At 62.6% G+C, this 24,576-nt stretch carries 27 protein-coding genes and 1 riboswitch; of the genes, 15 read left to right on the top strand and 12 right to left on the bottom strand.

Annotation, left to right across the window (positions count from 1 at the left end; all coding sequences use genetic code 11):
• Window positions 1-96: 96 nt before the first annotated feature.
• Complete coding sequence (locus tag ACUXV1_RS12510) at window positions 97-666, top strand: PTS sugar transporter subunit IIA (protein ID WP_446015532.1); 570 nt, start codon at window positions 97-99, stop codon at window positions 664-666.
• On the opposite strand, the gene ACUXV1_RS12505 is transcribed toward ACUXV1_RS12510, so the two are convergent.
• Window positions 667-1,428: an SDR family oxidoreductase gene (locus ACUXV1_RS12505; protein WP_446015531.1), complete on the bottom strand. Its 762-nt coding sequence runs from the start codon at window positions 1,426-1,428 to the stop codon at window positions 667-669.
• Window positions 1,429-1,600: 172 nt separating this feature from the next.
• On the opposite strand from ACUXV1_RS12505, the gene ACUXV1_RS12500 reads away from it, so the two are divergent.
• Window positions 1,601-2,527 (top strand): 5'-methylthioadenosine/S-adenosylhomocysteine nucleosidase, encoded by a 927-nt coding sequence (locus tag ACUXV1_RS12500; protein WP_446015530.1) that lies wholly within the window; start codon window positions 1,601-1,603, stop codon window positions 2,525-2,527.
• Here ACUXV1_RS12500 and ACUXV1_RS12495 read toward each other — a convergent pair.
• Window positions 2,524-2,757: a DUF2789 domain-containing protein gene (locus ACUXV1_RS12495; protein WP_043636515.1), complete on the bottom strand. Its 234-nt coding sequence runs from the start codon at window positions 2,755-2,757 to the stop codon at window positions 2,524-2,526. The genes ACUXV1_RS12500 and ACUXV1_RS12495 overlap by 4 nt on opposite strands.
• A gap of 115 nt (window positions 2,758-2,872) precedes the next feature.
• Window positions 2,873-4,753: a phosphomethylpyrimidine synthase ThiC gene (gene thiC, locus ACUXV1_RS12490; protein WP_425265941.1), complete on the bottom strand. Its 1,881-nt coding sequence runs from the start codon at window positions 4,751-4,753 to the stop codon at window positions 2,873-2,875.
• A 113-nt stretch (window positions 4,754-4,866) separates the two neighbouring features.
• Window positions 4,867-5,017: riboswitch (TPP riboswitch) on the bottom strand.
• Between the two features lie 93 nt (window positions 5,018-5,110).
• On the opposite strand from thiC, the gene ACUXV1_RS12485 reads away from it, so the two are divergent.
• From ACUXV1_RS12485 to ACUXV1_RS12470, 4 genes are all read left to right on the top strand, one after another.
• Window positions 5,111-5,770, top strand: a complete 660-nt coding sequence (locus ACUXV1_RS12485) for a protein-L-isoaspartate O-methyltransferase family protein (protein ID WP_446015529.1) — start codon at window positions 5,111-5,113, stop codon at window positions 5,768-5,770.
• On the top strand, window positions 5,770-6,093 hold the full coding sequence (locus ACUXV1_RS12480; protein WP_019103398.1) for a rhodanese-like domain-containing protein: 324 nt from the start codon (window positions 5,770-5,772) through the stop codon (window positions 6,091-6,093). Before ACUXV1_RS12485 ends, ACUXV1_RS12480 begins: the two co-directional genes overlap by 1 nt.
• Window positions 6,094-6,209: 116 nt before the next feature.
• Window positions 6,210-6,932 carry a uracil-DNA glycosylase gene (locus ACUXV1_RS12475; RefSeq protein ID WP_043636505.1) on the top strand — a complete coding sequence of 241 codons (723 nt, stop codon included), beginning with the start codon at window positions 6,210-6,212 and terminating at the stop codon, window positions 6,930-6,932.
• 105 nt (window positions 6,933-7,037) lie between these two features.
• A complete protein-coding gene (locus ACUXV1_RS12470; RefSeq protein WP_446015528.1) occupies window positions 7,038-8,357 on the top strand; it encodes a hemolysin family protein in 1,320 nt (439 codons plus the stop codon).
• 137 nt (window positions 8,358-8,494) lie between these two features.
• Here the strand turns inward: ACUXV1_RS12470 and ACUXV1_RS12465 are convergent, their stop codons facing one another.
• The 4 genes from ACUXV1_RS12465 to ACUXV1_RS12450 form a co-directional block, all read right to left on the bottom strand.
• A complete protein-coding gene (locus ACUXV1_RS12465; RefSeq protein WP_043636648.1) occupies window positions 8,495-9,007 on the bottom strand; it encodes a GNAT family N-acetyltransferase in 513 nt (170 codons plus the stop codon).
• Window positions 9,004-9,996 (bottom strand): S66 family peptidase, encoded by a 993-nt coding sequence (locus tag ACUXV1_RS12460; RefSeq protein WP_446015527.1) that lies wholly within the window; start codon window positions 9,994-9,996, stop codon window positions 9,004-9,006. Before ACUXV1_RS12460 ends, ACUXV1_RS12465 begins: the two co-directional genes overlap by 4 nt.
• A gap of 39 nt (window positions 9,997-10,035) precedes the next feature.
• Window positions 10,036-10,458 (bottom strand): GNAT family N-acetyltransferase, encoded by a 423-nt coding sequence (locus ACUXV1_RS12455; RefSeq protein ID WP_179140805.1) that lies wholly within the window; start codon window positions 10,456-10,458, stop codon window positions 10,036-10,038.
• Window positions 10,459-10,542: 84 nt separating this feature from the next.
• Window positions 10,543-11,298: a glycosyltransferase family 2 protein gene (locus ACUXV1_RS12450; RefSeq protein ID WP_081556401.1), complete on the bottom strand. Its 756-nt coding sequence runs from the start codon at window positions 11,296-11,298 to the stop codon at window positions 10,543-10,545.
• Between the two features lie 511 nt (window positions 11,299-11,809).
• Between ACUXV1_RS12450 and waaC the strand changes: the two genes are divergently transcribed.
• The 4 genes from waaC to ACUXV1_RS12430 all read left to right on the top strand — a co-directional run bounded on the left by waaC (window position 11,810) and on the right by ACUXV1_RS12430 (window position 15,851).
• Window positions 11,810-12,769, top strand: a complete 960-nt coding sequence (waaC, locus tag ACUXV1_RS12445; RefSeq protein WP_446015526.1) for a lipopolysaccharide heptosyltransferase I — start codon at window positions 11,810-11,812, stop codon at window positions 12,767-12,769.
• Window positions 12,766-14,028 carry a lipid IV(A) 3-deoxy-D-manno-octulosonic acid transferase gene (gene waaA, locus ACUXV1_RS12440; RefSeq protein WP_446015525.1) on the top strand — a complete coding sequence of 421 codons (1,263 nt, stop codon included), beginning with the start codon at window positions 12,766-12,768 and terminating at the stop codon, window positions 14,026-14,028. The genes waaC and waaA overlap by 4 nt, the downstream gene beginning before the upstream one ends.
• 270 nt (window positions 14,029-14,298) lie before the next feature.
• Window positions 14,299-14,901, top strand: a complete 603-nt coding sequence (locus ACUXV1_RS12435; RefSeq protein ID WP_043636491.1) for a CBS domain-containing protein — start codon at window positions 14,299-14,301, stop codon at window positions 14,899-14,901.
• Window positions 14,902-14,990: 89 nt separating this feature from the next.
• Window positions 14,991-15,851: a methylated-DNA--[protein]-cysteine S-methyltransferase gene (locus tag ACUXV1_RS12430; protein WP_446015524.1), complete on the top strand. Its 861-nt coding sequence runs from the start codon at window positions 14,991-14,993 to the stop codon at window positions 15,849-15,851.
• Window positions 15,852-15,863: 12 nt separating this feature from the next.
• Here ACUXV1_RS12430 and ACUXV1_RS12425 read toward each other — a convergent pair whose 3' ends face one another.
• Window positions 15,864-16,727, bottom strand: a complete 864-nt coding sequence (locus ACUXV1_RS12425; RefSeq protein ID WP_446015523.1) for a LysR family transcriptional regulator — start codon at window positions 16,725-16,727, stop codon at window positions 15,864-15,866.
• Between the two features lie 97 nt (window positions 16,728-16,824).
• Here ACUXV1_RS12425 and ACUXV1_RS12420 point away from each other — a divergent pair, with 97 nt between their 5' ends.
• Window positions 16,825-17,244, top strand: coding sequence for an EamA family transporter (locus ACUXV1_RS12420; RefSeq protein ID WP_019103774.1), 420 nt, complete (start codon window positions 16,825-16,827; stop codon window positions 17,242-17,244).
• A 173-nt stretch (window positions 17,245-17,417) separates the two neighbouring features.
• Here ACUXV1_RS12420 and ACUXV1_RS12415 read toward each other — a convergent pair whose 3' ends face one another.
• The gene (locus ACUXV1_RS12415; RefSeq protein ID WP_043636478.1) at window positions 17,418-18,722 is read right to left on the bottom strand and encodes an ATP-binding protein; all 1,305 of its coding nucleotides are present in this window, start codon (window positions 18,720-18,722) and stop codon (window positions 17,418-17,420) included.
• 3 nt (window positions 18,723-18,725) lie between these two features.
• Window positions 18,726-19,451 carry an osmolarity response regulator transcription factor OmpR gene (ompR, locus tag ACUXV1_RS12410; RefSeq protein WP_043636475.1) on the bottom strand — a complete coding sequence of 242 codons (726 nt, stop codon included), beginning with the start codon at window positions 19,449-19,451 and terminating at the stop codon, window positions 18,726-18,728.
• Window positions 19,452-19,835: 384 nt separating this feature from the next.
• Here ompR and ACUXV1_RS12405 point away from each other — a divergent pair, with 384 nt between their 5' ends.
• Window positions 19,836-20,090, top strand: coding sequence for a hypothetical protein (locus tag ACUXV1_RS12405; protein ID WP_156038937.1), 255 nt, complete (start codon window positions 19,836-19,838; stop codon window positions 20,088-20,090).
• 323 nt (window positions 20,091-20,413) lie between these two features.
• Window positions 20,414-20,884: a hypothetical protein gene (locus ACUXV1_RS12400; RefSeq protein ID WP_052370476.1), complete on the top strand. Its 471-nt coding sequence runs from the start codon at window positions 20,414-20,416 to the stop codon at window positions 20,882-20,884.
• Window positions 20,885-21,099: 215 nt separating this feature from the next.
• On the opposite strand, the gene ACUXV1_RS12395 is transcribed toward ACUXV1_RS12400, so the two are convergent.
• Window positions 21,100-21,915, bottom strand: coding sequence for a transporter substrate-binding domain-containing protein (locus tag ACUXV1_RS12395; RefSeq protein WP_043636630.1), 816 nt, complete (start codon window positions 21,913-21,915; stop codon window positions 21,100-21,102).
• Window positions 21,916-22,251: 336 nt separating this feature from the next.
• On the opposite strand from ACUXV1_RS12395, the gene alr reads away from it, so the two are divergent.
• Window positions 22,252-23,481 carry an alanine racemase gene (alr, locus tag ACUXV1_RS12390; protein ID WP_194427302.1) on the top strand — a complete coding sequence of 410 codons (1,230 nt, stop codon included), beginning with the start codon at window positions 22,252-22,254 and terminating at the stop codon, window positions 23,479-23,481.
• Between the two features lie 117 nt (window positions 23,482-23,598).
• Window positions 23,599-23,892, top strand: a complete 294-nt coding sequence (locus ACUXV1_RS12385; RefSeq protein WP_081556668.1) for a hypothetical protein — start codon at window positions 23,599-23,601, stop codon at window positions 23,890-23,892.
• 213 nt (window positions 23,893-24,105) lie between these two features.
• Here ACUXV1_RS12385 and ACUXV1_RS12380 read toward each other — a convergent pair whose 3' ends face one another.
• Window positions 24,106-24,321, bottom strand: coding sequence for a YdcH family protein (locus ACUXV1_RS12380; protein WP_043593468.1), 216 nt, complete (start codon window positions 24,319-24,321; stop codon window positions 24,106-24,108).
• Window positions 24,322-24,576: the final 255 nt, after the last annotated feature.

Genomic DNA, 24,576 nt, shown 5'->3' with positions numbered 1-24,576 from the left:
GGCGGCATTTTTATGCCGCCGCGCTTTTTCTTTAGCGGATCTTTAGCCCCCTCTGACTAGGATGAGGTCGCACCCTAGCCAAAGGAGAAATCCGCCATGCTGACCCTGCCCGACCTCTGCAGCCCGCAAGACATCCTGCTCAATCAAACCCTGGCTGACAAGGCCGCCCTGCTGGAGCACGCCGCCTCCCAGCTGGCCCAGCGCCACGCGCTGCACCGCCCAACGCTGGCCGCGGCGCTGCATGAGCGCGAACAGGCCGGCAGCACCGCGCTTGGCCATGGCCTCGCGCTGCCACACGCCCGCATAGAGGGCCTGACGGAAGCCCGCGCGCTAATGCTGCGACTGCAAACCCCCATCGCCTTCGACGCTCCCGACCAGCAGCCGGTGCATACAGCGCTGGTGCTTCTTTTGCCGCGGCAAAGCCGCGAAGCTCATCTGCATCTGCTGTCCAGCTGCGCGCGCATGTTCGCGGAGCGGCCGTTCCGCCAAGCGCTGGAACGCTGCCACAGCGCGCAGGCGCTCTATCACCTGCTGTGCGACTGGGCCGATCCGGAAGAGCTGAACGATCCGCACTTCCTGCTGGACAGCAACCGCTACTTTATGGACAGCGAAGCCAGCTTGCGGCCGGATTACACGGTGAAGCGCAAGATGGTGGCGCGTTTCTGATCACAGTTTGCTGATCGATACCCCGCCGTCGACGAACAAGGTGGTCCCGGTGACGAAGCTGGACGCGTCCGACGCCAGGAACAAGGCCGCGCGCGCAATCTCCTCCGGCGCGGCCATGCGCTTGAGCGCGTGCAGGCCGGCCACCGCCTCGCGCTGCTCCGGCGTCGCCGCCGCGGCGCGGCCCATCTCGGTATCGGTGCCGCCCGGCAGCAAAGCGTTGACGCGCAATCCTCTGGCGCCGTATTCCGCCGCCAATGTGCGCGCCAGGCCCACCAGCCCCGCTTTGCTGGCCGCGTACGCGGCCATACCGGGAAAGCCGATGGCGTGGCCAACGAAGGACGAGGTGAAAATCATCGAACCGCCGCCTTGCAGCAAGGCCGGCAACTGGTGCTTGGCGCACAAAAAGGCGCTGCTGAGATTACCGTCCAGCGTCGCGCGCCAGTCGTCCAGGGAAATCTGATCCAGGCTGCCCAACGCGCCCAGGCTGCCGGCGTTGTTGAAAGCGATGTCCAAGCCGCCGAATCTATCCAGCGCCAGCTCCACCGCCGCGCGCGCGCAATCCTCCGAGGTGAGATCCCCGGCCAAGGCCACCGCCTGACCGCCGTCGGCGACGATTTCCGACACCAGCCTGTCCAGCTTGGCCGCGCGCCGCGCCACCAACACCACGCGCGCGCCTTCTCGCGCAAACAGCTTGGCAGCCGCCATGCCGATGCCAGAACTGGCGCCGGTGACGATGGCGGTTTTATTGATCAATGCGTTCATTGGGTTTCCTCCTGAAAGTGAATGAGGCCCGCGCCGGTTTTCGGTGCGGTTACAGCTTCAGTTTCAGGCCGATCAACCCGATTGGCATTCCGATTCTTGCTGACTTGATGCGCGGTTTCGACGCGAAAACCGTTTATCATGACGCGATTCCATTTCTATTCGAATTTTCGTCATGAAATCATTCAAGGTTCAGTTAGTTTCCGCGCTACTGGCGCTGAGCGCCGCCGTTCACGCCGCCCCCGTCCTAGACGCAACGACGCGCACCGCCGTGGTTTCGGCTTTCGGTCCGGAGGAAACCCTGCTGCTGAGCCAGGCCTCGGACAAACGAGAATACCGGGTCAACGGCGTGCGCTTCACCACCACGCAGCTGGAAGGCCAACCGGTGCTGCTGTTCATGAGCGGGGTCAGCATGGGCAATGCGGCGATGAATACTCAACTGGCGCTGGATCGCTTCAATGTGAGCCGCATCGTGTTCAGCGGCATCGCCGGCGGCGTGGACGACCGGCTGCGCATCGGCGACGTGGCGGTGCCGCGGCGCTGGGGCAATTACGCGGAAGCGATCTACGCGCGCGAAACCGCGCCCGGACGCTACGCGCCGCCGCCCTACGCGCCGCCGCCCTACGCGGACCCGGCTGCGCGCGCCAACTACGGCATGATCCACCCGCGCGACGTCAAGCTGGCCACCGCCGACGGCGGCAGCGAAACCCGCTTCTGGTTCGAGGTGGACCCGGAACTGCTGCGGCTGGCCAAAGATTTGCCGGCCGACATCCTGCGCGGCTGCGACGCCGCCAAACGCTGCCTGTCCGCGCCGCCGCGCATCGTCGCCGGCGGCAACGGCCTGTCCGGCCCCATCTTCATGGATAACGCCGGCTACCGCGACTATCTGGCCAAGACTTACCAGGCCCAGGTGGTGGATATGGAAACCGCGGCGGTGGCACAAGTGGCGCACGCCAACCGCGTGCCCTTCATCGCCTTCCGCAGCCTGTCCGACCTGGCCGGCGGCAGCGAGCACGCCAATGAAATGGACACCTTCATGCAGATCGCCGCCGACAACGCCGCCAATACCGTGCGGGCGCTGCTGCGCGCGTTGAAGCACTAGCCAAGCTGCAACAACACCGCCAGTTCATCCACCTCCTCGCTCCAGTCCGCGTCGTCCGCCAGGGCCTGGCGCAGGAAATCCGCCTGCGCCGGCGTCCAGAACGGCGCATCGGCCAGCACGGCGTTGCGCGGCAAGGGATGGCTGGCGATGAAGGCGCGAATCGCGGCGGGATCGTCGGCCAGGCCCAACTGGCGGAACAGGCCGGACAGAGAGTGCTCGCTGGTGTCCATGACGCTTCTCCTGTGAAGGGATGTCTGATGATAGACCCGAATCAGCGGCGCCGCCTCCGTCCCTTGCGCCATCAAAAACGGCGGCCGCGGCCGCCGTTTTCTCATAAGCTCACACTCACACCTTGTCGTAAAGCTTGGAGCCGCCTTTCAGAAACTCCACCGACTTGGTCTGCATGCCCCGCGTCAAGGCGTCCTGATCGCTGATGCCCTGCTTGGCCGCGTATTCGCGCACGTCCTGAGTGATCTTCATGCTGCAGAAGTGCGGTCCGCACATGCTGCAGAAATGCGCGACCTTGGCGCTGTCCTTGGGCAGGGTTTCATCGTGGAAGGCCCGCGCCTTGTCCGGATCCAAGCCCAGATTGAACTGGTCTTCCCAGCGGAACTCAAACCGCGCCTTGGACAAGGCGTTGTCGCGAATCTGCGCGCCGGGATGCCCCTTGGCCAAGTCCGCCGCGTGCGCGGCCAGCTTGTAAGTGATGATGCCTTCCTTGACGTCGTTCTTGTCCGGCAGGCCCAAGTGCTCTTTCTGTGTGACGTAACACAGCATGGCGGTGCCGTACCAGCCTATCTGCGCCGCGCCTATCGCCGAGGTGATGTGATCGTAACCGGGCGCGATGTCGGTAGTCAGCGGCCCCAGGGTGTAGAACGGCGCCTCGCGGCACCACTCCAGCTCCTTGTCCATGTTTTCCTTGATCAACTGCATCGGCACATGGCCGGGGCCTTCTATCATCACCTGCACATCGTGCCGCCAGGCGATCTGGGTCAGCTCGCCCAAGGTTTTCAACTCCGACAACTGCGCCTCGTCGTTGGCGTCCCAGACGCTGCCCGGCCGCAGGCCATCGCCCAGACTGAAGGCCACGTCGTAAGCCTTCATGATCTCGCAGATATCCTCAAAATGCGTGTAGAGGAAGTTTTCGCGATGGTGGGCCAAACACCATTTGGCCATGATGGAGCCGCCGCGCGACACAATGCCTGTCATGCGGCCGGCGGTCATCGGCACATAGCGCAGCAATACGCCGGCGTGGATGGTGAAGTAATCGACGCCCTGTTCCGCCTGTTCGATCAGAGTGTCTCGGAAGATTTCCCAGTTCAGGTCTTCAGCCTTGCCGCCCACTTTCTCCAGCGCCTGGTAGATGGGCACCGTGCCGATGGGCACCGGGGAATTGCGGATGATCCATTCGCGGGTTTCATGGATGTTCTTGCCAGTGGACAGGTCCATGATGGTATCCGCGCCCCAGCGGATGCCCCAGGTCATTTTATCCACTTCTTCGCTGATCGAAGACGTTACCGCGCTATTACCGATATTGCCGTTGATTTTGACCAGGAAATTGCGCCCTATGATCATGGGCTCGGATTCGGGGTGATTGATGTTGGCCGGCAAGATAGCGCGGCCGGCGGCGATCTCCGCGCGCACGAATTCCGGCGTGATCTCCTCCGGCAACGCCGCGCCGTAAGCCTGGCCCGGATGCTGACGCGTCATCAGTTCCGCCAACCGGCTGTTCTTGCCGCCGGCTTCGCGCAACGAATCCAGATATTCACGACGCCGCATATTTTCGCGAATGGCGACGAACTCCATTTCCGGCGTGATAATGCCGCGGCGCGCGTAATGCATCTGGCTGACATTGCGGCCCGGCAACGCCCGGCGCGGCTTACGCGTCAGATTGAAGCGCAGTTCGGCCAGTTTGAGGTCGGCCTCTCGGGCGCGGCCGTATTCGCTGGACAAGCCGGCAAGCTGCTCGCAATCGCCGCGCTCGGCGATCCAGCCGGCGCGCAGCGGCGCCAGACCGCTCTGGATATCGATGCGCGCGTCCGGGTCGGTATAAGGACCGCTGGTGTCGTAGACGGTGATAGGCGGATTGGCTTCGCCGCCAAACTGGGTGGGCGTGTCGCTCTGGCTGATCTCGCGCATCGGCACAAGGATGTCAGGCCGGCTGCCAACGACATGGATCTTGCGGGAATTGGGCAAGGGCTGAATGGCGGCGGTATCCACCACCATGGAAGGCTTCTGTGTTGCGGGCGCGTTCATCGGGCGGTTCTCCTGGTCGATGAATGGCGCAAGGAGCGGGCCGCCGCCTGGGCGGGCTGCGGGCCAGTCCGACAAGGTCGGGCCGAAAGCAGCTTACGCTTCCCTACGCCGGTATTATCCGGGTCAGGTTCCAAGGGTGTTTCTCACCCGCGCAACAATCTTTAACGATTATCCTATCCTTTCAAGGATATGGATCATCTTTCCGACCGTCGCGCAGGACCCCTAGCGATGCTGTGAAGGTACGGCAAATGTGGGATAATCGCAAGTTATCGTCATGACACGCCGCCGCGTTTTTCTTGCGGCGACAAGCCCCTCCGGAGTGAGCTGATGGATTTTGAGAATGCCCGTTTCAACATGGTCGAGCAGCAGATTCGTCCGTGGGACGTACTTGACACGAACGTGCTCGACTTGCTGTTTCACGTGAAACGCGAACAGTTTGTCGCCGCGGACAAACGCAGCCTGGCCTTTGTCGACACCGAGCTGCCGCTGCCCAACGGCAGCTTCATGTTGCAGCCCAAAATGGAAGCGCGCCTGGTTCAAGACGCCACCATCCAGCCCCGGGACAAAATCCTGGAAATCGGCACCGGCAGCGGCTATCTGACCGCCTTGCTGGCCAAGCTGGGCCAACACGTTTACAGCGTGGAAATCGACCCTGCCCAGCGTGAAACCGCAGCGGCCAACCTGAAGCAGGCCGGCATCTCCAATGTAACGCTGGTGGAAGGCGACGGCGTGCTGGGCCTGCCGCAACAAGCGCCGTTCGACGTGATCGTCGTCGGCGGTTCTCTGCCGGTGGTGCCGCAGGAACTGAAAGACCAGCTGGCCGTGGGCGGCCGCCTGATCATGGTGGTGGGCGATCTGCCGGTGATGACCTGCAAGCTGATCAAGCGCGAAACCGAATCCAGCTTCAGCGAAACCGGTTTATTCGAAACCTGTATCGCCCGCCTGGCCAAGGCGGAAGCGGTGGAACCGGAACGCTTCGCGTTTTGATGGTCCAGGAAATCCGCGCCCGCGATCTGGCGGCAGCGCTGGCCGACACCGCCGCGGAGCCCCCGGTGCTGCTGGATGTGCGCGAAGCGTGGGAAGTGCAGCTGTGCATGATTCCCGGCTCGCTGCACATTCCGATGAACCTGATCCCGCTGCGCATGAGCGAACTGCCGGACGCGCCCATTGTGGTGATCTGCCACCATGGCGTGCGCAGCGCGCACGTGGCGCGCTTCCTGCTGGACGCCGGTTTCGAACAGGTGCTGAGCCTGGCCGGCGGCGTGGAAGCCTGGGCTGCGGAAGTGGACCCGCAAATGGCGCGCTACTGACACGCCCGCCATCAGCGCGCATCGCCAGCCGTTCCCGAGGGAACGGCTTTTTCATGGAACGAAACCGGTTTGCCGGATTCCAATTCCCCTCACGATAGCAAGAGCCGTAATTTTCTATGCAAGCATTGTCTTACCTGTCTCCCGCCCTGGCCCGCGTTCATCCGGCTTGGGAACAAGTGCTGTCAACACCGGACATTCAACAGCAACTGGCCGGCATCGACAGGGAACTACAGGCTCAGCAAGCGCAGGGCAAAGTCCTCTTCCCGCCTGCGCCGTTGACCTTCAACGCGCTGACCTTCACCGCGCCGGCCGATGTCCGCGTGGTGATACTGGGGCAAGATCCCTACCATGGCGACGGCGAGGCCATGGGCCTGTCGTTTTCCGTGCCGCCAGGCGTGCGGGTGCCGCCCAGCTTGCGCAATCTGTACAAGGAACTGGCGGCGGATCTGGGCTGCGGCGTGCCCAATAGCGGCGACCTGACCCACTGGGCGCAGCAAGGCGTGCTGCTACTCAACAGCGTGCTCACCGTAGAGCGGGACAAGGCCGGCAGCCACGCCAAACTGGGCTGGCAAATGGTCAGCGACGCGCTGATAGACGCCGTCAACGCGCAAAGCGCCGGCTGCGTGTTCCTGCTATGGGGCAATTGGGCCAAAACCAAGGCCGAGCGCATCGACGCCAGCCGCCACCTGGTGCTGGACGCTGCTCATCCATCGCCGCTGTCCGCCAGCCGCGGCTTCCACGGTTGCCGCCATTTTTCGCAAGTCAACGCCTGGTTGCTGTCGCGCGGCCGAGGCGCCATCGAATGGGGCGTCCCGACACCGCAGAACAACTTGTTCTGACCCAGGACACGGGCAGACACATCCCCGTTCCTGCCCGTTTGACTCTTTTCCGCCGCGCCGCCATGCCCTAAGCTAGGGCTCCCGCCTCTATCCCGTGTTAGCGCCGTGGAAATTCTCGTCCTGCTGTGCCTGATTCTGCTCAATGGCTTGTTCGCCATGGCGGAAATCGCCATCGTCTCCTCCCGCAAGGTCCGCCTGCTGCAACGCGCGGACGATGGCCAACGCGGCGCGCAAGCCGCGCTGAAACTAGCCAACGACCCCAGCCGCTTCCTGTCCACGGTGCAGATAGGCATCACTTCGATCAGCATTCTGTCCGGGGTCTACGGCGAGGCGGCGCTGTCCGAACAGCTGCGCCGGACGATGCACGACTATCCCCTGCTGGAACCCTACAGCAAGCCGCTGTCGGTGGCGCTGATGGTTTTCATCATCACCCTGCTGTCGCTGATCTTCGGCGAACTGGTGCCCAAGCGGCTGGCCTTGCTAAACCCCGAGGCGGTGGCCACCACGCTGGCAAGGCCCATGCTGCTGCTGTCGCGGCTCAGCGCGCCGCTGGTCCAGGCCCTGAGCCGCTGCACAGACGGTCTGCTGCGCCTGATGGGCGCCAAAAAGAGCAGTGACCCGTCCATCACCGAGGAAGAAATCCGGGTACTGATGGAACAAGGCACGGACGAAGGAGTGTTCGACCGCGCCGAACAGGAGCTGGTGACCAATATCTTCCGTCTGGACAACCGCAAGGTGGCGGCGGTCATGACGCCGCGCAAAGACATCGTGGCGCTGGATCTGGACGATGCGCCCGAACTGAACCACCGCCTGCTGCAAGACCACCACTTCAACCATTTCCCGGTGTGTCGCGGCAGCGTAGAGCAAATCGTCGGCGTGCTGCACGCCAAACGCGTGCTGGACCGCATGTTGACCGGGCAGCAGCCCGATGTTGCCGCCGAACTGTCCCAGCCGCTGTACGTGCCGGCCAAGATCACCTTGATGCAGCTGCTGGAGCAGTTCAAGCAAACCCGTCATCACATGGCCCTGGTGGTGGACGAATACGGCGAGCTGGAAGGGCTGGTGACAATGAACGACGTGCTTGAAGCCATCGTCGGCGACATGCCGGCGATCAGCGCGGAAAACGACGACATCGCCCAACGCGAGGACGGCAGCTGGCTGATAGACGGCATGCTGTCGCTGGACCGCTTCAAGGAGTTTTTCGACATCGACGAAGCGCTGCCGGGCGAAGCCGGCGGCAATATCCACACCCTGGGCGGCATGATGATGTTCCAGTTGGGCCGGGTGCCCAGCGTCACCGACCGTTTAGACTGGAACGGCTTCGGTTTCGAAGTGATGGATATGGACAAAACCCGGGTCGACAAGATCCTGGTGACCCGTCTGCCAGCGCCGCCGACGGCGCTTCCGGCCGACGACGGCATTTAGAGCCGCTAAGAGCCTGTTCAAAGTCTCGCGAGCAAGGACGAGGCAAGGCGAAAACGAGCGAAAAAGTGGAGTGTACGAGGGGTGCTCGTACTCACCGTGCAACGCTTCACAAAGCGCAGCAGACTTTGAACAGCTTCTTAGCGGGTCGTAAGCGCTCGTCCACACACCGTGCTGCGACGGCTGCCGCCGGCGCGGCGTTCCCAATCGTCGAAACTGGCTAGCTCGGCGAAACCCGCCTTGCGCATCATGCCGCCGGACGCGGCGTTTTCCTCATGCCTGTCCGCCGCCACCCAGCGTGCGCCTCTCTCGGCCAAATCGTCGCAAGCCTGTTGCAGCAACAGGCTGCCCAGACCCTGTCCGGCCTGATCTCGCCGCACCACCGCCTCCATGATGTAGCCGGCGGCTTCCGCCGCGACCCCGTTCGGACGATATTGCGGAAAACGGTCCTGCATCCGATACAAAATGGCCGCACCCAGCAGGCCGTCGCGCTCGAACAGCGCCGCCCAGGCTTCCCCGGCCGCTACCTGGCGCAGACTCTCCTCCACGCCGTCCGCCGGCAGCCAGTTCCACGGATTGGGCCCATGCTCCATGATCAGTTGCCGCAGCGCGTCCACATCCCCCGCGGCGGCCAAGCGATATTGCCAACTCATTCGCATCCTTTCTCAAAACGCAGCGTGGCCTGGCCCGCGTCTACTTCCAGTTCGGCCCAGGCGCCGTTCATCAACGTCCATTGCGGCGGCACGTGGCCGATATCGGCATCCACGATCACCGGGTATGGCAGTCCATCCAAAGCGGCCTCCAGAGCCCCGCTATAGCTCAAGGCCTTGGCGTCGGCGGCGTCCGGTCCGCTGCTGCGGCCCAACACCAGCCCGCTCAAGCCGTCCAGCGCGCCGGACAGCCTCAGGCCCAGCAAGGCGCGCATCAACTCGCAAGGCCTCAACTCGCAGTTTTCCAGGTAAAGCAGCGCGGGTTCCCGTTTAAACGCGCGCAAATCAAAGTAAGGGCTGCCCTGCAGCCGGCTCAACGTATCCAGGCAGCCGCCGATCAGCCTGCCGGCGATGCGGGCCTTTTGCGCGCCCAACACGCGCAGCGTGGACGGATAACGCTCTCCGGGAGCGTCCCAACGCCAAAACGCCTTGTAATGGCCTTGCTGCGGCGGCAAACCGTGGTGCAAGGCATGCAAGAGCGCCGAATTCTCCTCCGCCCGCTGCGGATTGCCTAGATCGAACAGATTCGGACCGTGCAGCGTCGCCCACCCCGCCAGCAGAGTCAGCGGCGTCAGCAAGGTGGAAATATCGGAAAACCCGGCCACCCATTTGGGCGACAGCCGCGCCAAGGCGGCAAAATCGATGCCGGGCAGCAGTTCCATCGCCCGTTCGCCGCCCCAGGGCGGCAGGATGGCGCGAATGTCCGGATCGAAAAGAAAGCGTTTCAGCTCAGCCAGCCGTTCAACAGCTGGCGCGCTGGCGTCTTGGGACTCGCCGCGCAGACAAGCGCCCTCCACCACCTGCCAGCCCTGATCTCGCAGGCACTGCAAAGCGCGATCCAACTGTCCGTGCAAGACAGGGGGCACGCCGGAGGAAAAGGCGGTGACGGCGATGCGATCCCCCGGCTGCAACGGCGCGGGAAAAACCATCATGGAAAGCGTCTCCTGTGGATAAGCATCATGGGCAGTCAATCATTGTCCATCCCTCAGATCCAGGGCGAAGCTGTGGCTGGTTTTCAATTGCTGATAGCCGAGATGACGATAGAAGGCGTGGGCAGCTTCCCGGTGTACACCGGAACGCAGTCGAATACGTGGATAACCCAATTGCCGCGCCCAGGCTTCGCAAGCGCGCAACAATTGCTTGCCAAGGCCTCGTCCTTGGTGAGCCGGCGATACCACTAGTCCGCCGATTTCGATCGCCGGAGGCGCTTCCAGCAGGCGAACGCCATGGCCATGGATCCAACCGACCACGGCTCCCTCCCACAACGCCACCCAAACCTGGTTGTCCGGCAGCGCTGCCAGCCGTACGAAGCGCTCGCCGATTTCCGTCTCCGTCGCCACGTAGCCCAGATCCAGGCATAGCCGCGCCACCGCGAGCGCATCCTCTGCCCGCATTGTTCTGATCTCCGCCATCTATCTTCGTCCAGTTGCTCAAGGAAATGACATTGTCAGCACAAGGCGAGACTGCCGGCAAGCCGGCTATTTGCTTTTCAACCGTCGTAGTTCGATCAATTTGGCGTATTTGATGTAGCTGTTGAAGCAGCCGATGCTGATGTGGACCAAACCGGGCACGCCATCGAGAAAACCACGGCGGAAAAAGTAGAACTTGATGAAGCGCAGCAAGGGGCTGAGGATAAGTTTCGCGATACCCACACGTTTTCCCCGTTGAAAAAGCCGTTCAGCCTGCAAACTGGTGTAGCGGTTCTGCTTGTTCAGATATAGCGCGATGTCTTCGCCGGACTCGTGCATCAGTTCGTGCCGCAGCTTATGCACAGGGCCGTTGGAGATCACGTACTCATGCACCAGATCATCCGACCAGCGCGCATGTCCGCGATGGAACAAGCGTAAAGACCAGTCCGGATAACCTTCGCCGTGTTTCAGAAAACGGCCCATGAAACGGTTGCAACGCGGAAACTGAAAGGCCTTGGCCTGTGGATTGTCCAGCATGGCTTTGATTTCATTGATCAAATCAGGGGAAAGCCACTCGTCGGCATCCAGACACAACACCCAGTCGTGGCTGGCGGCTTCTACCGCCAATTGCTTCTGAGGACCGAATCCCAGCCAGTCTTGGTGGATAACTTTTGCCTTATAGGCGGAAGCTATCGCCAATGTCCTGTCCGTGCTGCCTGAATCCACAAGCACGATTTCATCGGCGAAGCCCACGCTGTCCAAACATTTTTCCAACGAAGTTTCCGCATTCTTGGTGATTAGCACCACGCTAATTCGCGCACGCATCTTGTTATATGTTTTCCCATATGTAATTTGAAGAAACTGGTAGAAGTCGTCTCTTTTCTGTGGATAACTATGTTTTTCACATTGTTTTCATGGTGTTGGATTAGCTGGAATCTTGTTGTTCATCCATCTTTTTGCAGACTGAAGACTTGTGGATAAATCTGACTGTTCCTTGAAGCTACCACTTGTCCACAGGCCCGATCCCATTTGTTCCCACTTGCTTGTGCATGGCGTAAATTTGCCTGCAAACCTTCTTACGCCACCGATAACTCTTTAACGCAATTTTATATTGATGAAACTGATATAGTTGGCCATTGCTGTGGATAAGCGACAAAAACTTCAAAGGGTTCAGTTACTTGTCCTGTTGATGGGCTTTGGATAGTTTGGGTGCGCTGCGGCATCGCAAATTGTGGATAAATCCGAGCCTAGTTGTCCACAGCTGTTTATCCACAATTGAACTGCAGGGATTTTACTTGGTTAACCACAGGCATGCTCGGGTACAATGCGCGCCATGATGAATGTGCTGATTGTGCGCACCTCGTCGATGGGCGACCTTATCCACACTTGGCCCGCCATTTCCGAGCTGAAAGCGCATTACCCCAATTTCCGCATCAGTTGGCTGGCCGAAGAGGCTTTCGCCGACATTGCCCGTTTGCATCCGGCGGTGGACAGGGTGATTGCCTTGAATTGGCGGCGCTGGAGCAAGCGCTGGTGGCTGCCGTCCACCTGGCGAGAGATCCGGGCCTTGCGGCGGCAACTGCGCGACACGCCTTGGGAATTGGTGGTGGATAGCCAGGGCTTGTTGAAAAGCGCCTTGCCGGCCAGTTGGGCCAAGGCGCCGCTGACCGGCTACGGATGGGGCAGCGCGAGGGAATCGTTGGCCAGCTGTTTTTACGATAAGCGTCACAAGGTGGACTGGAGCTTGTCGGCGATAGAACGCAACCGTCTGTTGTTCGCGCGGGTATTTGGTTATCAGCCGCAGGGCGCGCCTTGTTTTGGTGTGCCGGCCGGCGAGCGGCCAGGCTGGGTGCTGTCCGGCCGTTACGCGGTATTGCTGCACGCCACCAGCAAAACGTCCAAAGAGTGGCCGGAAGGCCATTGGGCGGAACTGGGCAAACACTTGTCCATGCAGCATGATCTGGTGATGGTGCTGCCCTGGGGCAATGATCGCGAGCGCCAGCGTGCCGAAAGGCTGGCCGCGCAGATGCCGGCCGCGGTGGTGGCGCCCAAGATGAATCTGATCGAGGCCGCCGGCCTGCTTGGCCACGCCAATGCGGTGGTGGGCGTGGATACCGGGCTGACTCATCTGGCCAACGCGCTGAACGTGCCCCTGGCGGCGATTTACACTGATACGGATCCGGCCGCCACGGGCGTGGTGGAAACGCCGTGGGCCACCAATTTGGGCGGAATCGGGCTGTGCCCGTCTGTGGACGAGGCGCTGCAAGCCTTGTTCACGCGCAAGGACTGGACATGAATTGGCAACGCAGACTGTATTCTTGGGCCTGGCTGCTGGCCACCCCGCTGGTGCGGCACTACCTGAAGAAGCGGGCGCGCAAGGCGCCGGCCTATCTGGAGCATTGGGACGAGCGTTTCGGCAGTCAATTGCAGCCGCGCGCGCAGGGAGCGATTTGGATACACGCGGTATCGGTGGGCGAAACCCGGGCCGCGCAGCCCTTGGTGGCGGCGTTGCGCGAAGTCTGGCCGGACGCGCCCTTGCTGATGACGCAGATGACCCCCACCGGGCGCGCCACCGCCTTGCAGCTGTATCCCGATGCCGAAGTGCGCTATCTGCCCTACGATTATCCCCAAGCCGCGCAGGCTTTTCTCGCCGCCTATCAGCCGCGCTTGGGCGTGTTGATGGAGACCGAGCTGTGGCCCAATCTGATTCATGCCGCCGCCGAGCAGAAGGTGCCCTTGTTTCTGGCCAATGCGCGCTTGTCTGAAAAATCCCTGAACGGTTATCTCAAAATCAGCGGGCTGATTTCACCCGCGGTGGCGGCGTTGAGCGCTGTTGCCGCGCAAACGCCGGAAGATGGCGAACGTTTGCGGCAATTGGGCGCCAGCGAAGTCGAAGTCTGCGGCAACACCAAGTACGATATTCAGCCGCCGTCGGCGCAGCTGGCGCTGGCCGGCGAGTTCAAATCCAGGATAGGCCGCCGCCGGGTTATGGTCTGCGCCAGCACCCGCGACGGTGAGGAAGCCTTGATTCTGGATGCGTGGCGGGCGGCGGCTCAAGCGTTGGGCGACGCGCTGCTGGTGTTGGTGCCTCGTCATCCGGAGCGGTTCGACGATGTGGCCGCGCTGGCCGAGAGCCGCGGCCTGAAAGTACAGCGCCGCAGCGACGATGCCGCGGTGGACCCCGCCACCCAGGTATGGCTGGGCGACAGCATGGGCGAAGCGTTCGCCTACTTCGCTTGCGGCGATCTGGCCTTTGTCGGCGGCAGTTTGCTGCCGTTGGGCTGTCATAATCTGATCGAGCCGGCCAGCGTGGGCGTGCCGGTGTTGTTTGGCCCGTCCATTTTCAATTTCAAACAGGCGGCGGCGCTGGCGCTGGCCGCCGGCGCCGCGCGCCAGGTGGCCAACGCTACGGAGTTGATCGGCGCCGTGGTGGAGCTGTTGGGCGACGAAGGTCGCCGCCAGTCGATGCGCGAATCGGCCTTGGCCTTCAGCGGCGCCCATAGCGGGGCCAGCCAGCGCATGAGCGCCCTGTTTCGCCGCAAGTTGCAGGCCTGAACCGCAAGGGCTAGAGCTCAGCGTCCTCGCGTGCGAAAAAATTAATGATTCGCCGGCTGATCTGCGCCGCGCCTTCTTCTACTCTTCAAACAAGAGCCGCGTCGCCGACGCGGCTCTCCCGAGGCCGCCGGCCCGGGACGGACGTGCAAAACCCAGTCATGCCCCAGGCCGGTCCACGCCGTCGGAAAACTTCCGAGCGGACTGATCGAACATGACTGGCGCAACGCGCCGCCGCATCGACTCCGCTGTCTAACAAGACAAGGAGCTACCATGTTAGCCAATTACAGCGTGTTGCCCACGATGAGCCTGCCGTCCACCACCGACCTGGTGCGTTTGGATCAGCGCCCGCACCCGCCCGTCACCCTGAACAGCTCGGCCCTGGAGGTCATGACCGATTTGCGATTGATCAATCCGGTGGGTATTCATCAGGGCGCCAGCTTGCGCGAAGCGCACGACCGGATGATCAGCCACGGCATACGGCTGTTGTTCGTCCATGATGGCGACGGGCAATTCACCGGCCTGATCACGGCCACGGATTTGCTGGGAGAGCGGCCTATCCAATGCATGAAGGAACACGGCAAACATTATGTTGATATCAGCGTTGGCGACGTGATGACGCCGCGTAAGCAACTAGAAGCCTTGAACCTGATTGATATCGAGCACGCCAGCGTGGGCCACATGGTGGCGACGATGAAGCAGATGGGGCGTCAGCACGCGCTGGTGGTGGAGCTTAATCCGAGCAGCGGCCATCACGAGTTGTGCGGGCTATTCTCCACCTCCCATATGGCGAGGCTGTTGGGCATGCCGCTTTCCTTCATCCGCGTGCCGCAAGCCCTGTCGGAAATTCAATATTCCCTGCTGCACGCGATATGAGGGGCGCTGCGCGCAAGTCGGCAAGAATCGGGTCGCCGCGGCGGCCCGATCTGCTTATGCTGGCGCTGTGATCGAATGGAGAACAGACCATGAACGGTGAAATTCTCGAAGAAGACCGCGACTACGGCCGCATTCGCGACTCCATCCGCTACCTGGTGGCGAACGCGGAGCGCCAGCCGGAACTGGCCGAGCTGGCCGGCGCGCTGCATCTGTCGGAATCGAGGCTGCAGCGGCTGTTCACTCGTTGGGCCGGGGTCAGTCCCAAGCGCTTTTTGCAGCATCTGACTTGCGAGGCGGCCAAGGCGAGGCTGAGTGGACAGGCCTTGTTGCCGTTGTCGCATGAGCTGGGCCTATCCGGCGGCGGACGCCTGCACGATCTGTTCGTGACGCTGGAGGCGATGACGCCGGGCGAATACCGCAACGGCGGGGCCGGGCTGGAAATCGAATGGAGCGTGGAGGCCAGCCGTTTTGGTTCGGTGCTGGTGGCGCGGACCGCGCGCGGCGTGTGCGCGGCGCAATTCGTGGCGGATGAAATGGAGGCCGTGGCCTGGTTGAGCCGGCGCTGGCCCAAGGCCGCGCTGCGCCACGTTCCGGGCGGCGGCGCGGCGGTGGCCGCCGCCATGTTCGAACCGCTGCGCGCGGAAGGCCAGGCGCCGTTGGCGCTGCGGGTGCAGGGCAGCAATTTCCAGATTCAGGTCTGGCGCGCGCTACTGTCGATTCCCTACGGCGGTTTCGCCAGCTACGGTCAGATTGCCGCCACGGTGGGACGGCCGCGGGCGGCGCGGGCGGTGGGCAGCGCGGTGGGCGCCAATCCGGTGGCCTGGTTGATTCCCTGCCACCGGGTGATTCGCGCCGAGGGCGCTTTGGGCGAATACCGCTGGGGGGCGGAGCGCAAAGTGGAACTGATAGGTTGGGAGGGCGCGGTGATGGCCGGCTTGCAGCCGGCTTGATGCGGCTTCGGTTTATCCCATCCGTTGGCTGAGCTGTTGAAAGAACAACCGCGCCAATTGATCCAGAGCGGAGTCCCCCAGGCTCTCCGGCCGCCGGTACAAGGCCATCGGCACCGCGGGCAGCGGCGGCAGCGAGTCCCGCGGCAGCGGGGCGACGCCGGGCAGTTCGTCGTCCGACAGCAAGGCGCCGACGCCCAGGCCGGCTTGCAAGGCGGCCTGCACCGCCAGCAGGCTAGAGCTTTCCAGGACCACGCGGTAGGGGCGGCCGGCCGTTTCAAGCGCTTGCAGCATGGCGTCGCGCCAACTGCAGGGCGCGGCGAACAGAATCAACGGCAGGGGATCTGCGGCCGGCATCTTGCCGTCCTGAGCCAACCAGGGCAACGGGCATTCCACCACCCAGCTGGGCGTGGCGTCCAGCTGCGTCACCCGCGGGCTGGCGATCAGCAAATCCAGTTCTTCGCGCTGGAAGGCCGCGCTCAATTCCCGCCCCGGCGCCACTCGGATATCCAGTTGCAGCTGCGGCCGAGCCGCGGCGAAGTCCGCCAATACCTGCGGCAGATTGCGGCTGACCAGATCCTCGATCAAACCGATGCGGCAGCGGCTGGCCGGTGCGACCGGCGTGGAGGGACGCATTTGTTCAGTCAGGCTGACGATGCGTTCGGCGTAGGGCAGCAATTGCTGCCCCGCCGCGGTGAGGCTGACGCCGCGTGGCGAACGCTGCAGCAGGGTTTGGCCGCAGTGCTGTTCCAGTTTGCGCAATTGCAGGCTCAAAGCCGGTTGAGTGCGTCCCAAGTCCGTTGCCGCGCGATTGATGCTGCCGCGGCGGGCCACGGCGATCAGCGCGCGCAGCAAGCCGGTGTCCAAGTCTCTAGTCATGATTTTTTCTTATAACAATGCCTTGAATTTTCAGTCTACCTATAACTGGCGGGAAGGTTTAGCCTGTAGGCGAATATTTCTGATGAGGCGCGCAAACATGTTTATCGCGGCGTTACTGCTGGCGGTCGCCGGCTCCGTCGTCTATCACTTGTCGATCAAGCAGGTGCCGGAAGCGGCGAATCCCTTCTTTTCATTGGCGGTTAGTTATGGCGTGGCCATGTTGGTGTGCGTGCTGGGAATGTGGTGGTTGCCTGGAGGCGGCCAGCGAGGATTGGCCGCGCTGAATTGGAGCAGCCTGGGGGTGGCGGCGGGCATTGTCGGCATCGAGCTGGGCTTTTTGCTGGCTTATCGCGCCGGCTGGCATGTCGGCTACGCGGCGCTCAGTTCCAATGTGCTCACCGCGCTGGTGTTGCTGCCGCTAGGCTATCTGCTGTTTCGCGAACAACCGTCTCTGGGCAAGCTCGGCGGCATGGCCTTGAGCATGGCCGGCTTGTGGATGATGCTGCGTTTCCGTTGAGCGCCGCCCGGCGGGCGGCGCTTGGAACGTGTTTACGATCTAGCGCGCAAGAGCGAGACACGGCGAAAACAGCTGAGAAAGCGGAATGGTCACGTGGCACATGAGCATTTCGAAGGTGTACTCACCGTGCCACGTTTCACGATGCGCAGCTGATCGGGTTCTTAAACCGATTCTCAACCGGCGTTCAACGGCAGGTAAACGGCCAGCTTGAAGCCGTCGGACTGATCGCAGAACTCCAGCCGGCCTCTATGCTGTTTGACCACGCGGCTGACGATGGCCAAGCCAAGACCGCTGCCGCCGTCTGTGCCGCGATGTTCGGCCAGCCGTTCAAACGGAGCCAGCGCGATTTCGCGCAGCTCGGCCGGGATGCCCTTGCCGTGGTCCAGCACGCTGAGCACGGCGAAGCCGTCGACTTGCTCGACGCAGACTTCCACCGGCGGCGCGCCGTAACGGCGAGCGTTTTCCAGCAAATTGGACAAGAGCCGCTCCAGCGCCAGTCCGTCGCCCTGCAACTCCGGCTCGGCTCGCCGCTCCAGGCGCGCGTCCATGCCTTCGCGGGCGAAGCGAGACACCACGCTGGCGGCGAGGTCGGCCAATGCCACCGGCTCCAGCCGGGTGGTTTCCTCGGCGCGGGCGAAGTCGATGAATTGGCGCACGATCTGCGACAGCTCGTCGATGTCGGCCAACATATCGTGCTGGTCCGGGCTGTCCTGCTGCAGCTCCAGCGTCAGCTTGAGCCGGGTTAGCGGTGTGCGCAGATCATGAGACAGGCCGGCCAGCATCAACCTGCGCTCGCGCGCGGCGCTGTCCAGCGCCTGCGCCATCAGGTTGAAATTGTGGGCCAGCACTTTCACCTCGCGCGGGCCGTCCTCCGGCACCGCCGCCGGCATGTTGCCGGCGGCCAGTTCTCGGCTGGCCAGCACCACGCGGCTGATTGGCCGCGCCACGCGCCAGGCGACGGCGAAGGCCAGCAAGCTGGCGACGATGGACGCCAACAGCGCCGCCTGGATGATGGTGTTGATCGAGCGGTCGCTGTAGCGGCCGAAGGGCAGCACCAGCCAGTAAGCCTGGTCCAGCACGTGCACATTGACCCACAGTTCGCGACGGTCGTCGATCTGGGCGTAGCGTACCTCGATCGCTTCGTTGAGGCCGTGCGACAGCCGCTGCGCCAGGGTTTCGCCCAAGCGCGGCACGTAGTCGGTGAAGTTGACGCCTTGATCGGCGTTGATCGGCAGCAACCGCGGCAGGCCGGGCCGGTTGTAGCCGGCCAGGAATTCGGCGCGCTCGGTGTTGGTCATCGCCTCCATCGTGCCTTCCAGGAAGGCCAGAGTGTCCACCGTTTGCGAATACAGCTGCTTGTCCAAGAGCTTGTGGCGCTCGCCGGCGGCCATCCACAGGGTGACGAACTGAGTGGTCAGCACCACCAGCACCACCAGCACGGCCAGCCGGAAAAACAGCGAGCCGGTCAGCTTGCGCACGGCTTACTCCCGCGGCGTGCCGTCCGGCACGAACACATAGCCGTAGCCCCATACCGTCTGGATGAAGCGCAGCTGGCTGTCGCCGCTTTCCAGCGCCTTGCGCAGCCGGGAGATGTGTACGTCTATGCTGCGGTCCAACGATTCTCCGTTGCCCTTGCCCAGAGCCATTTCCATCAGTTGCTCTCGGGTCAGCGGCCGGCGCGGGTGGCTGACCAGTACCGACAGCACCGCGAATTCCGCGCTGGTCAGCGTGACCGGCTGGCCAGCCTTGCGCAATTCGCGCTGGCCTAGGTTGAGCACGAATTCGCCGAAGCTCACTTCCTCGTCGGCGTCGTGGCGCGCGCCCAGCGCCGGCGTGGCGTGATGACGGCGCAGCACCGATTGGATGCGGGCGGTGAGTTCGCGCGGATTGAACGGTTTGGGCAGGTAGTCGTCGGCGCCCATCTCCAGGCCGAGGATGCGGTCGATGTCCTCGCCACGCGCGGTGAGCATGATGACCGGAATGGTTTCGCCCTGGGCGCGCAGCCGGCGCACCACCGCCAAGCCGTCTTCGCCCGGCATCATCACGTCCAGCACCATCAGGTCCGGGCGATTGCGCGCCAACTTGCGGTCCAGGTCTTTGGAGTCCGGCAGGGCCTCCACCGCGTAGCCCTGTTGGCTCAGATAGCGGGTAAGCAACTCGCGCAGCTTGGCGTCGTCGTCGACGACCAGTATCTTATTGTGTTCCATGCGATTTTTCCTCGGAGCGGTGTGTCAGCTTAGCGGCTGGCCCCGGGCTGCGGCAGCGCGCCTGATGAAGATATGTTAAGCCCGTTCTCGCGATCACACACCTTAACAAATCAGAGATTGTCGCTCATGTCTCCCTCATGCCGCGAGTCTAGGCTCCGTAATGAAGTGTTCCGGCGCCTTGGGCGGTTCTCGATGCCTTTGGCATCCGCGGCGCATGGTGTATGCTGTCCGCCCTCGCCGGACTTGGGTCCGGAGTCCCTTTTCCAGCATGTTCGACAGGATAAAACAGGTTTCATGATGCGGTTGCCGATTCTTCTCATATTTGCCTTGCTGCAAGCGCTTGCCGGCGCACCGGCCCTGGCGCGAGGGAAGGAACGCGGCCCCATGCCGCCGGATATGGAACCGGCGCAGGGCCGCCGCTGCCAGGCGCAGCCCGATCCGGACTGCAAGGAATTGCGTCGTCTGCGCAATTTGCGCCTGCGCGAGGCCGTGCAGGACGGCGATTTGCCGAAGGAGCAGATGCACCGGCCGCCGCCCCCGTACTGGCGGATGAGCCCGGACGGCGCCGCGCCGCCGCCGCCGCCTGATCGCATCAAGCCTCATTTCTGGCGAGACCGCCGCAAACATGGTTCGGAATGAGCCTTCTCAGCGTCAAGCCCGGCTGGCGAAGCGGGATTTCTATTGATAAGCTTTGAATAGAGTACGCCAGCCTTTTCATTCCAATTCAAATTCTCATTGCCGGAACGTTTTGCGAAGCAAACCGATTTCGCGGGCATGAGCCTGGCTGGCCACCCGCCGCGCCGATAGCGCGCAGCGTCGTTTTCGCCCAATAGAATTTGTTCATGATCCCGCGAGTCGGGGGCTGCGGCGTGCGGACACGGCGCATCGGTGCTTCAACGCCGTATCGCTGGAACGCGGCAAACATTGAACAGCTTCATAGGCGGGCGCGGAGATAACCGGTCATGCGCAAGGGGCATGCCTTGAAAAACAATAGGGGATACGGCGCGTTGCGGCGCGCCTGGGGACTGGGGCTGGCCTTGTGCTGGCTGGCGGAAGCGGCGGCGGCGCAATGGGATTGCAGCCGCGCTACCGCGCCGCAGCGTTGCGAGCTGTACCGCCAGGGCGCCATGGCCTGCAATGATTTGCCGGTCAACGGCCGGCACGCCTGCATGCAGTTTTACACTCCGGCCTTGAGTTGCCTGCGAGAGCGCGACGCCAAGCGTTGCGAAGCCTTGCGGGCGGCGCACAGTTCTTGCGACGGGTTGGAAGGCAAGGCGCGACGCGTCTGCGTCAATGAGCGGCTGCCGCCGCCGGATTGCGCGCGCTCCGCCAATCCCGCGCGTTGTCGAGCCCGCGCTGAAGCCGAACTCAAATGCGCGGACCGTGAGATCGCTCAGCGGCTTTGCGTGCGTCAGGCTTTGCAGCCGGACTAAGAAACTGTTGCGCGTCGTGAGACGCCCCACGGTGAGTACGGCTTCGAAATGCTCAGGTACCCTATGTACACTCCGCTGTCTCAGCCGTTTTCGCCTTGTCTCGCCCTTGCTCGAGAGGTTTTGAACCAGTTCTTAAGTAAACCCCTGATCCCCACAGGTACTGCCTGCGCCGGCGCGCCTTGGCTCGGGTTCTTTGCGAGCTCTTGTTAGCGCTGTCATTTAGCCGTGGTCGGATCAAACCACAGGCTGCGGTCGGCGAAAGGCGTGCTGGGCGGCAGGAAGGGGTTGTCGATGCGGATCAGCCGCCGATGCTTCAGGTCCAGCCGCTGGATCAGGCCGGCATGGTATTTCTGGAATAGCCGCTGGTACTCGCCGTTGCGCAGTATTTGTCTCATGCCCTGATCCACGCGTTGCGCCAGCCGTTGCCCTTCCGCGTCGCGGCCAAACCAAAAATACGTGGGCAGTGGGTAGTACAGCAATAAAGACCGCTCCAGCGCCATGTGCTGATATTGCGGCTGGTACACGCGGATTTCCTCCTCCACCTCCGCCACGCCGCGCGAAAACGCGTCGCCCAGGCCGCGCTCCAACATGCGGAACAGGCCGTCGTAATTGGGGTCGGTCACCACGGTCAGCCCGGCCTGTTTCAGGATGGCGTTGTCACCCCAGCCATCGCCTTGGATGATGCTGAAGCGGCGCAAGTCCGCCAAGCTGGCCACCGTGTTGAAATCCGCTTGCCGCGTGTCCCGGATCAACAGCACGCGATAGCCGAGCAAGCCGCGGTCTATCGGAATCCGCACCGGAAAATAGCGACGTTCGTAGTCGCGGTTGGTTTCGCGGATCACCACATTGAGCCGGCCGCGGGGATGACTCAGTTCCTGCAATTGACGCGCTTCGTTCATGCGCGGCGCGAAGCGCAGACTGTAATCACCCCAATTGGCGCGGGTGGCGTCCAACGCGGCGCGCAGAATGGCCCAATGGTAGTCGTAGCGTTCATCGACGGAGGTTTCCGGCGAGTGGCCGATATAGATCATGCCGGCAGCCAGGGCGGATGATGGCGACCCACAGCCGAACGCGCCGAGGACGGCCAGCCAACAGCCGGCCAACCGGCGTAGAAATAGGGATTGCCGCATCGGAAGAACCTCGAAAAAGCGCGCAGACGCAGTGCTCCGCTTCTTCATCATGGATAGCGGCGCCGCGGCGCGCAAGGGGCGCTCGCTGTTGCCGGATTTGCGTGCAGTCAAGCGATTATGCAAAACAAGGCCTAGCAGTGAATATTCATATCGACATGAATATATCAGCCTCCTATCATCTCCCGGATGCCGGAACGGCCTTGTCGGCAAGCGGCATTCACACTCGGGGGACGACTTATGCAATTCAAAAAAACACTGCTGGCCTTGTCGCTGGGCCTGGCCTTGGCGCCTGCGCTGACCATGGCGGCGCCGCCGTTGACCGCCGCCAACAGCGGCTCCACCGCGGAAGCCGCGCGCGGCAACGCCTGGCTGGAAATTGATAAGGCGGCGCTGGATCACAACCTGGCCGAGCTCAAGCGCCTGGTGGGCGCAGACACCAAGGTGTGCGCCATCTTGAAGGCGGACGCCTATGGCCATGGCATTGCCAACGTGATGCCGTCCATCATCGCTCAGGGCATTCCCTGCGTGGGCATCGCCAGCAATGAAGAAGCCCGCGTGGCTCGCGCCAGCGGCTACAAAGGCGTGGTGGCGCGCGTGCGCAGCGCCACGCAGGAAGAGATAGCAGACGGCCTGCAATACGATATGCAAGAACTGGTGGGCAATCTGGAGCTGGCGCGTCAGGCTTCCGCGCTGGCCAAGCGTCAGGGCAAGACGTTGCAAATCCATCTGGCCATCAACTCCGCCGGCATCAGCCGCAACGGCGTGGAACTGGCCAGCAAGCAAGGCCGCCGCGACGCGCTGGCCATGCTCAAGCTGCCTAATCTGCAAGTGGTGGGCATCATGACCCACTTCCCGGTGGAGGATAAGGCCGATGTGCAAAAAGGCCTGGCGGCGTTCAATGAGGAAAGCGCTTGGCTGATCAAGGCCGGCGGGCTGGACCGTAGCAAGATCACCCTGCACTGCGCCAATAGCTTCGCCACGCTGGAAGTGCCGGAAGCGCGACTGGACATGGTGCGCCCGGGCGGCGCCATCTTCGGCGACACCGTGCCCAGCCATACCGAGTATCTGCGCGTGATGGCGTTCAAATCGCGAGTGGCGGCGGTCAACCGTTATCCGGCCGGCAATACCGTGGGCTATGACCGCACTTACACCTTGAAGCGCGAGTCTCTGCTGGCCAACATCCCGGTCGGATATTCCGATGGTTATCGCCGCGCTTTCACCAATAAGGCGCATGTATTGATCAATGGTCAGCGCGCGCCGGTGGTGGGCAAAGTGTCGATGAACACCTTGATGGTGGATGTGACCGAGATTCCGGGCGCCAAGATAGGCGACGAGGTGGTGTTGTTCGGCAAGCAGGGCAAGGCCGAAATCAGCGCCGCCGAGCTGGAGGACATCAACGGGGCCTTGCTGGCGGACCTCTACACCGTGTGGGGCAATTCCAATCCCAAACTGCTGGTGAACCGCTAAATCCGGCCGCGTCGCCGCCGCCGCCAGCGGCGGCGGCAGTGTGAGTCTTCACAGTCTGCTGGCGAATTGCCTTGGTTTGGACTTAGATGAATCATGTCCCCGCATCAGGAGTAAGCCATGCAGTTCGACGAAGTTCGCCCCGAGCATTTCACCACGCTGTCCCGCAACCCGTTTCCGCATATTCTGATTGACCGGGCCTTGCAGCAGATCGCCGGCGGGAGCGCCGACGGCTCGCAGTTCCGCAAGGATGTGCTGGCCGCCGCGGGCTGGAGCCATGGCGGGCTGACGCCGTTCGGCAAGTACCCGGCCGATGCCTGCGAGGCGTTCAACCGCATCCGTAAAGTGCTGGAAGTCACCCAGGAGCCGGACGCGATCCTGGCGGAGCTGGATAAGGGCGCGCCCAAGGTCTGATTCCGTACATGGCTCATGCAAAAGCCCGCCAGATGGCGGGCTTCGTCATTGCGCGGAGACGCCGGACCTAAGAACCCGTTTACGATCTGCTGCGCGTCGTGAAGCGTTGCACGGTGAGCACGAGTTCAAAATGCTCATGTACTACTTGACCATTCCGCTTTTTCGCTGGTTTCCGACTTGTCTCGCCTTAGCTCGCGAGATCGTAAACACGTTCTAATCGGCCGCCTTCCTCAGGATGGCGTACAACTCGTCCTTGAGCCGCAGTTTTTCCTTCTTCAGGTTTTCGATTTCGAAGTCGGCGGAAGGCTCGATGCGCGCTTCCATATTCTTGATCTTCTGGTCCAGGTCGTTGTGTTTGTTGAACAGGCGGGTGAAGTGATCGTCTTCGGTTTTCAGCTTGCTGATCAATTCGCGGTATTCGGGAAACATGGGCGACTCCTTGGGCGGGTGGATACATGGAGCGGCTAACGACACGGGCCTGAGCGAAGCGTGAGGGCAAAATCCTGTGGTCGTCAGCGATCGGATACTGCCAAACCATGCTAACACCGCGCGGCGGCGAAGGTTATTGATCCAGCGCAGATACCCACCCTTAGGCCAGCCAAGCGCAGCAACAGGTTCTCAGGGCGTGTGTTCAAAGTCTCGAGAGCAAGAGCGTGACGCGGAGTGTACATGGGGTACATGAGC

The sequence above is a fragment of the Chromobacterium sp. W521 genome (assembly GCF_052805975.1).
Note: the sequence above shows the minus strand (reverse complement) of the source record. Positions and strands in the feature narration are given on the sequence as shown.

What these genes read in the sequence shown, in the direction of transcription:
- ACUXV1_RS12400 (WP_052370476.1), top strand. Translation starts at nt 20,414, where the DNA reads ATGCGCAAGGGGCATGCCTTGAAAAACAATAGGGGATACGGCGCGTTG.
- ACUXV1_RS12475 (WP_043636505.1), top strand. Translation starts at nt 6,210, where the DNA reads ATGCAAGCATTGTCTTACCTGTCTCCCGCCCTGGCCCGCGTTCATCCG.
- ACUXV1_RS12500 (WP_446015530.1), top strand. Translation starts at nt 1,601, where the DNA reads ATGAAATCATTCAAGGTTCAGTTAGTTTCCGCGCTACTGGCGCTGAGC.
- ACUXV1_RS12395 (WP_043636630.1), bottom strand. Translation starts at nt 21,915, where the DNA reads ATGATCTATATCGGCCACTCGCCGGAAACCTCCGTCGATGAACGCTAC.
- ACUXV1_RS12430 (WP_446015524.1), top strand. Translation starts at nt 14,991, where the DNA reads ATGAACGGTGAAATTCTCGAAGAAGACCGCGACTACGGCCGCATTCGC.
- waaA (WP_446015525.1), top strand. Translation starts at nt 12,766, where the DNA reads ATGAATTGGCAACGCAGACTGTATTCTTGGGCCTGGCTGCTGGCCACC.
- alr (WP_194427302.1), top strand. Translation starts at nt 22,252, where the DNA reads ATGCAATTCAAAAAAACACTGCTGGCCTTGTCGCTGGGCCTGGCCTTG.
- ACUXV1_RS12480 (WP_019103398.1), top strand. Translation starts at nt 5,770, where the DNA reads ATGGTCCAGGAAATCCGCGCCCGCGATCTGGCGGCAGCGCTGGCCGAC.
- ACUXV1_RS12405 (WP_156038937.1), top strand. Translation starts at nt 19,836, where the DNA reads ATGCCGCCGGATATGGAACCGGCGCAGGGCCGCCGCTGCCAGGCGCAG.
- ACUXV1_RS12385 (WP_081556668.1), top strand. Translation starts at nt 23,599, where the DNA reads ATGCAGTTCGACGAAGTTCGCCCCGAGCATTTCACCACGCTGTCCCGC.
- ACUXV1_RS12510 (WP_446015532.1), top strand. Translation starts at nt 97, where the DNA reads ATGCTGACCCTGCCCGACCTCTGCAGCCCGCAAGACATCCTGCTCAAT.
- waaC (WP_446015526.1), top strand. Translation starts at nt 11,810, where the DNA reads ATGAATGTGCTGATTGTGCGCACCTCGTCGATGGGCGACCTTATCCAC.
- ACUXV1_RS12435 (WP_043636491.1), top strand. Translation starts at nt 14,299, where the DNA reads ATGTTAGCCAATTACAGCGTGTTGCCCACGATGAGCCTGCCGTCCACC.
- ACUXV1_RS12505 (WP_446015531.1), bottom strand. Translation starts at nt 1,428, where the DNA reads ATGAACGCATTGATCAATAAAACCGCCATCGTCACCGGCGCCAGTTCT.
- ACUXV1_RS12420 (WP_019103774.1), top strand. Translation starts at nt 16,825, where the DNA reads ATGTTTATCGCGGCGTTACTGCTGGCGGTCGCCGGCTCCGTCGTCTAT.
- ACUXV1_RS12495 (WP_043636515.1), bottom strand. Translation starts at nt 2,757, where the DNA reads ATGGACACCAGCGAGCACTCTCTGTCCGGCCTGTTCCGCCAGTTGGGC.
- ACUXV1_RS12455 (WP_179140805.1), bottom strand. Translation starts at nt 10,458, where the DNA reads ATGCGGGCAGAGGATGCGCTCGCGGTGGCGCGGCTATGCCTGGATCTG.
- ACUXV1_RS12465 (WP_043636648.1), bottom strand. Translation starts at nt 9,007, where the DNA reads ATGAGTTGGCAATATCGCTTGGCCGCCGCGGGGGATGTGGACGCGCTG.
- ACUXV1_RS12485 (WP_446015529.1), top strand. Translation starts at nt 5,111, where the DNA reads ATGGATTTTGAGAATGCCCGTTTCAACATGGTCGAGCAGCAGATTCGT.
- ompR (WP_043636475.1), bottom strand. Translation starts at nt 19,451, where the DNA reads ATGGAACACAATAAGATACTGGTCGTCGACGACGACGCCAAGCTGCGC.
- ACUXV1_RS12380 (WP_043593468.1), bottom strand. Translation starts at nt 24,321, where the DNA reads ATGTTTCCCGAATACCGCGAATTGATCAGCAAGCTGAAAACCGAAGAC.
- thiC (WP_425265941.1), bottom strand. Translation starts at nt 4,753, where the DNA reads ATGGTGGTGGATACCGCCGCCATTCAGCCCTTGCCCAATTCCCGCAAG.
- ACUXV1_RS12450 (WP_081556401.1), bottom strand. Translation starts at nt 11,298, where the DNA reads ATGCGTGCGCGAATTAGCGTGGTGCTAATCACCAAGAATGCGGAAACT.
- ACUXV1_RS12425 (WP_446015523.1), bottom strand. Translation starts at nt 16,727, where the DNA reads ATGACTAGAGACTTGGACACCGGCTTGCTGCGCGCGCTGATCGCCGTG.
- ACUXV1_RS12460 (WP_446015527.1), bottom strand. Translation starts at nt 9,996, where the DNA reads ATGATGGTTTTTCCCGCGCCGTTGCAGCCGGGGGATCGCATCGCCGTC.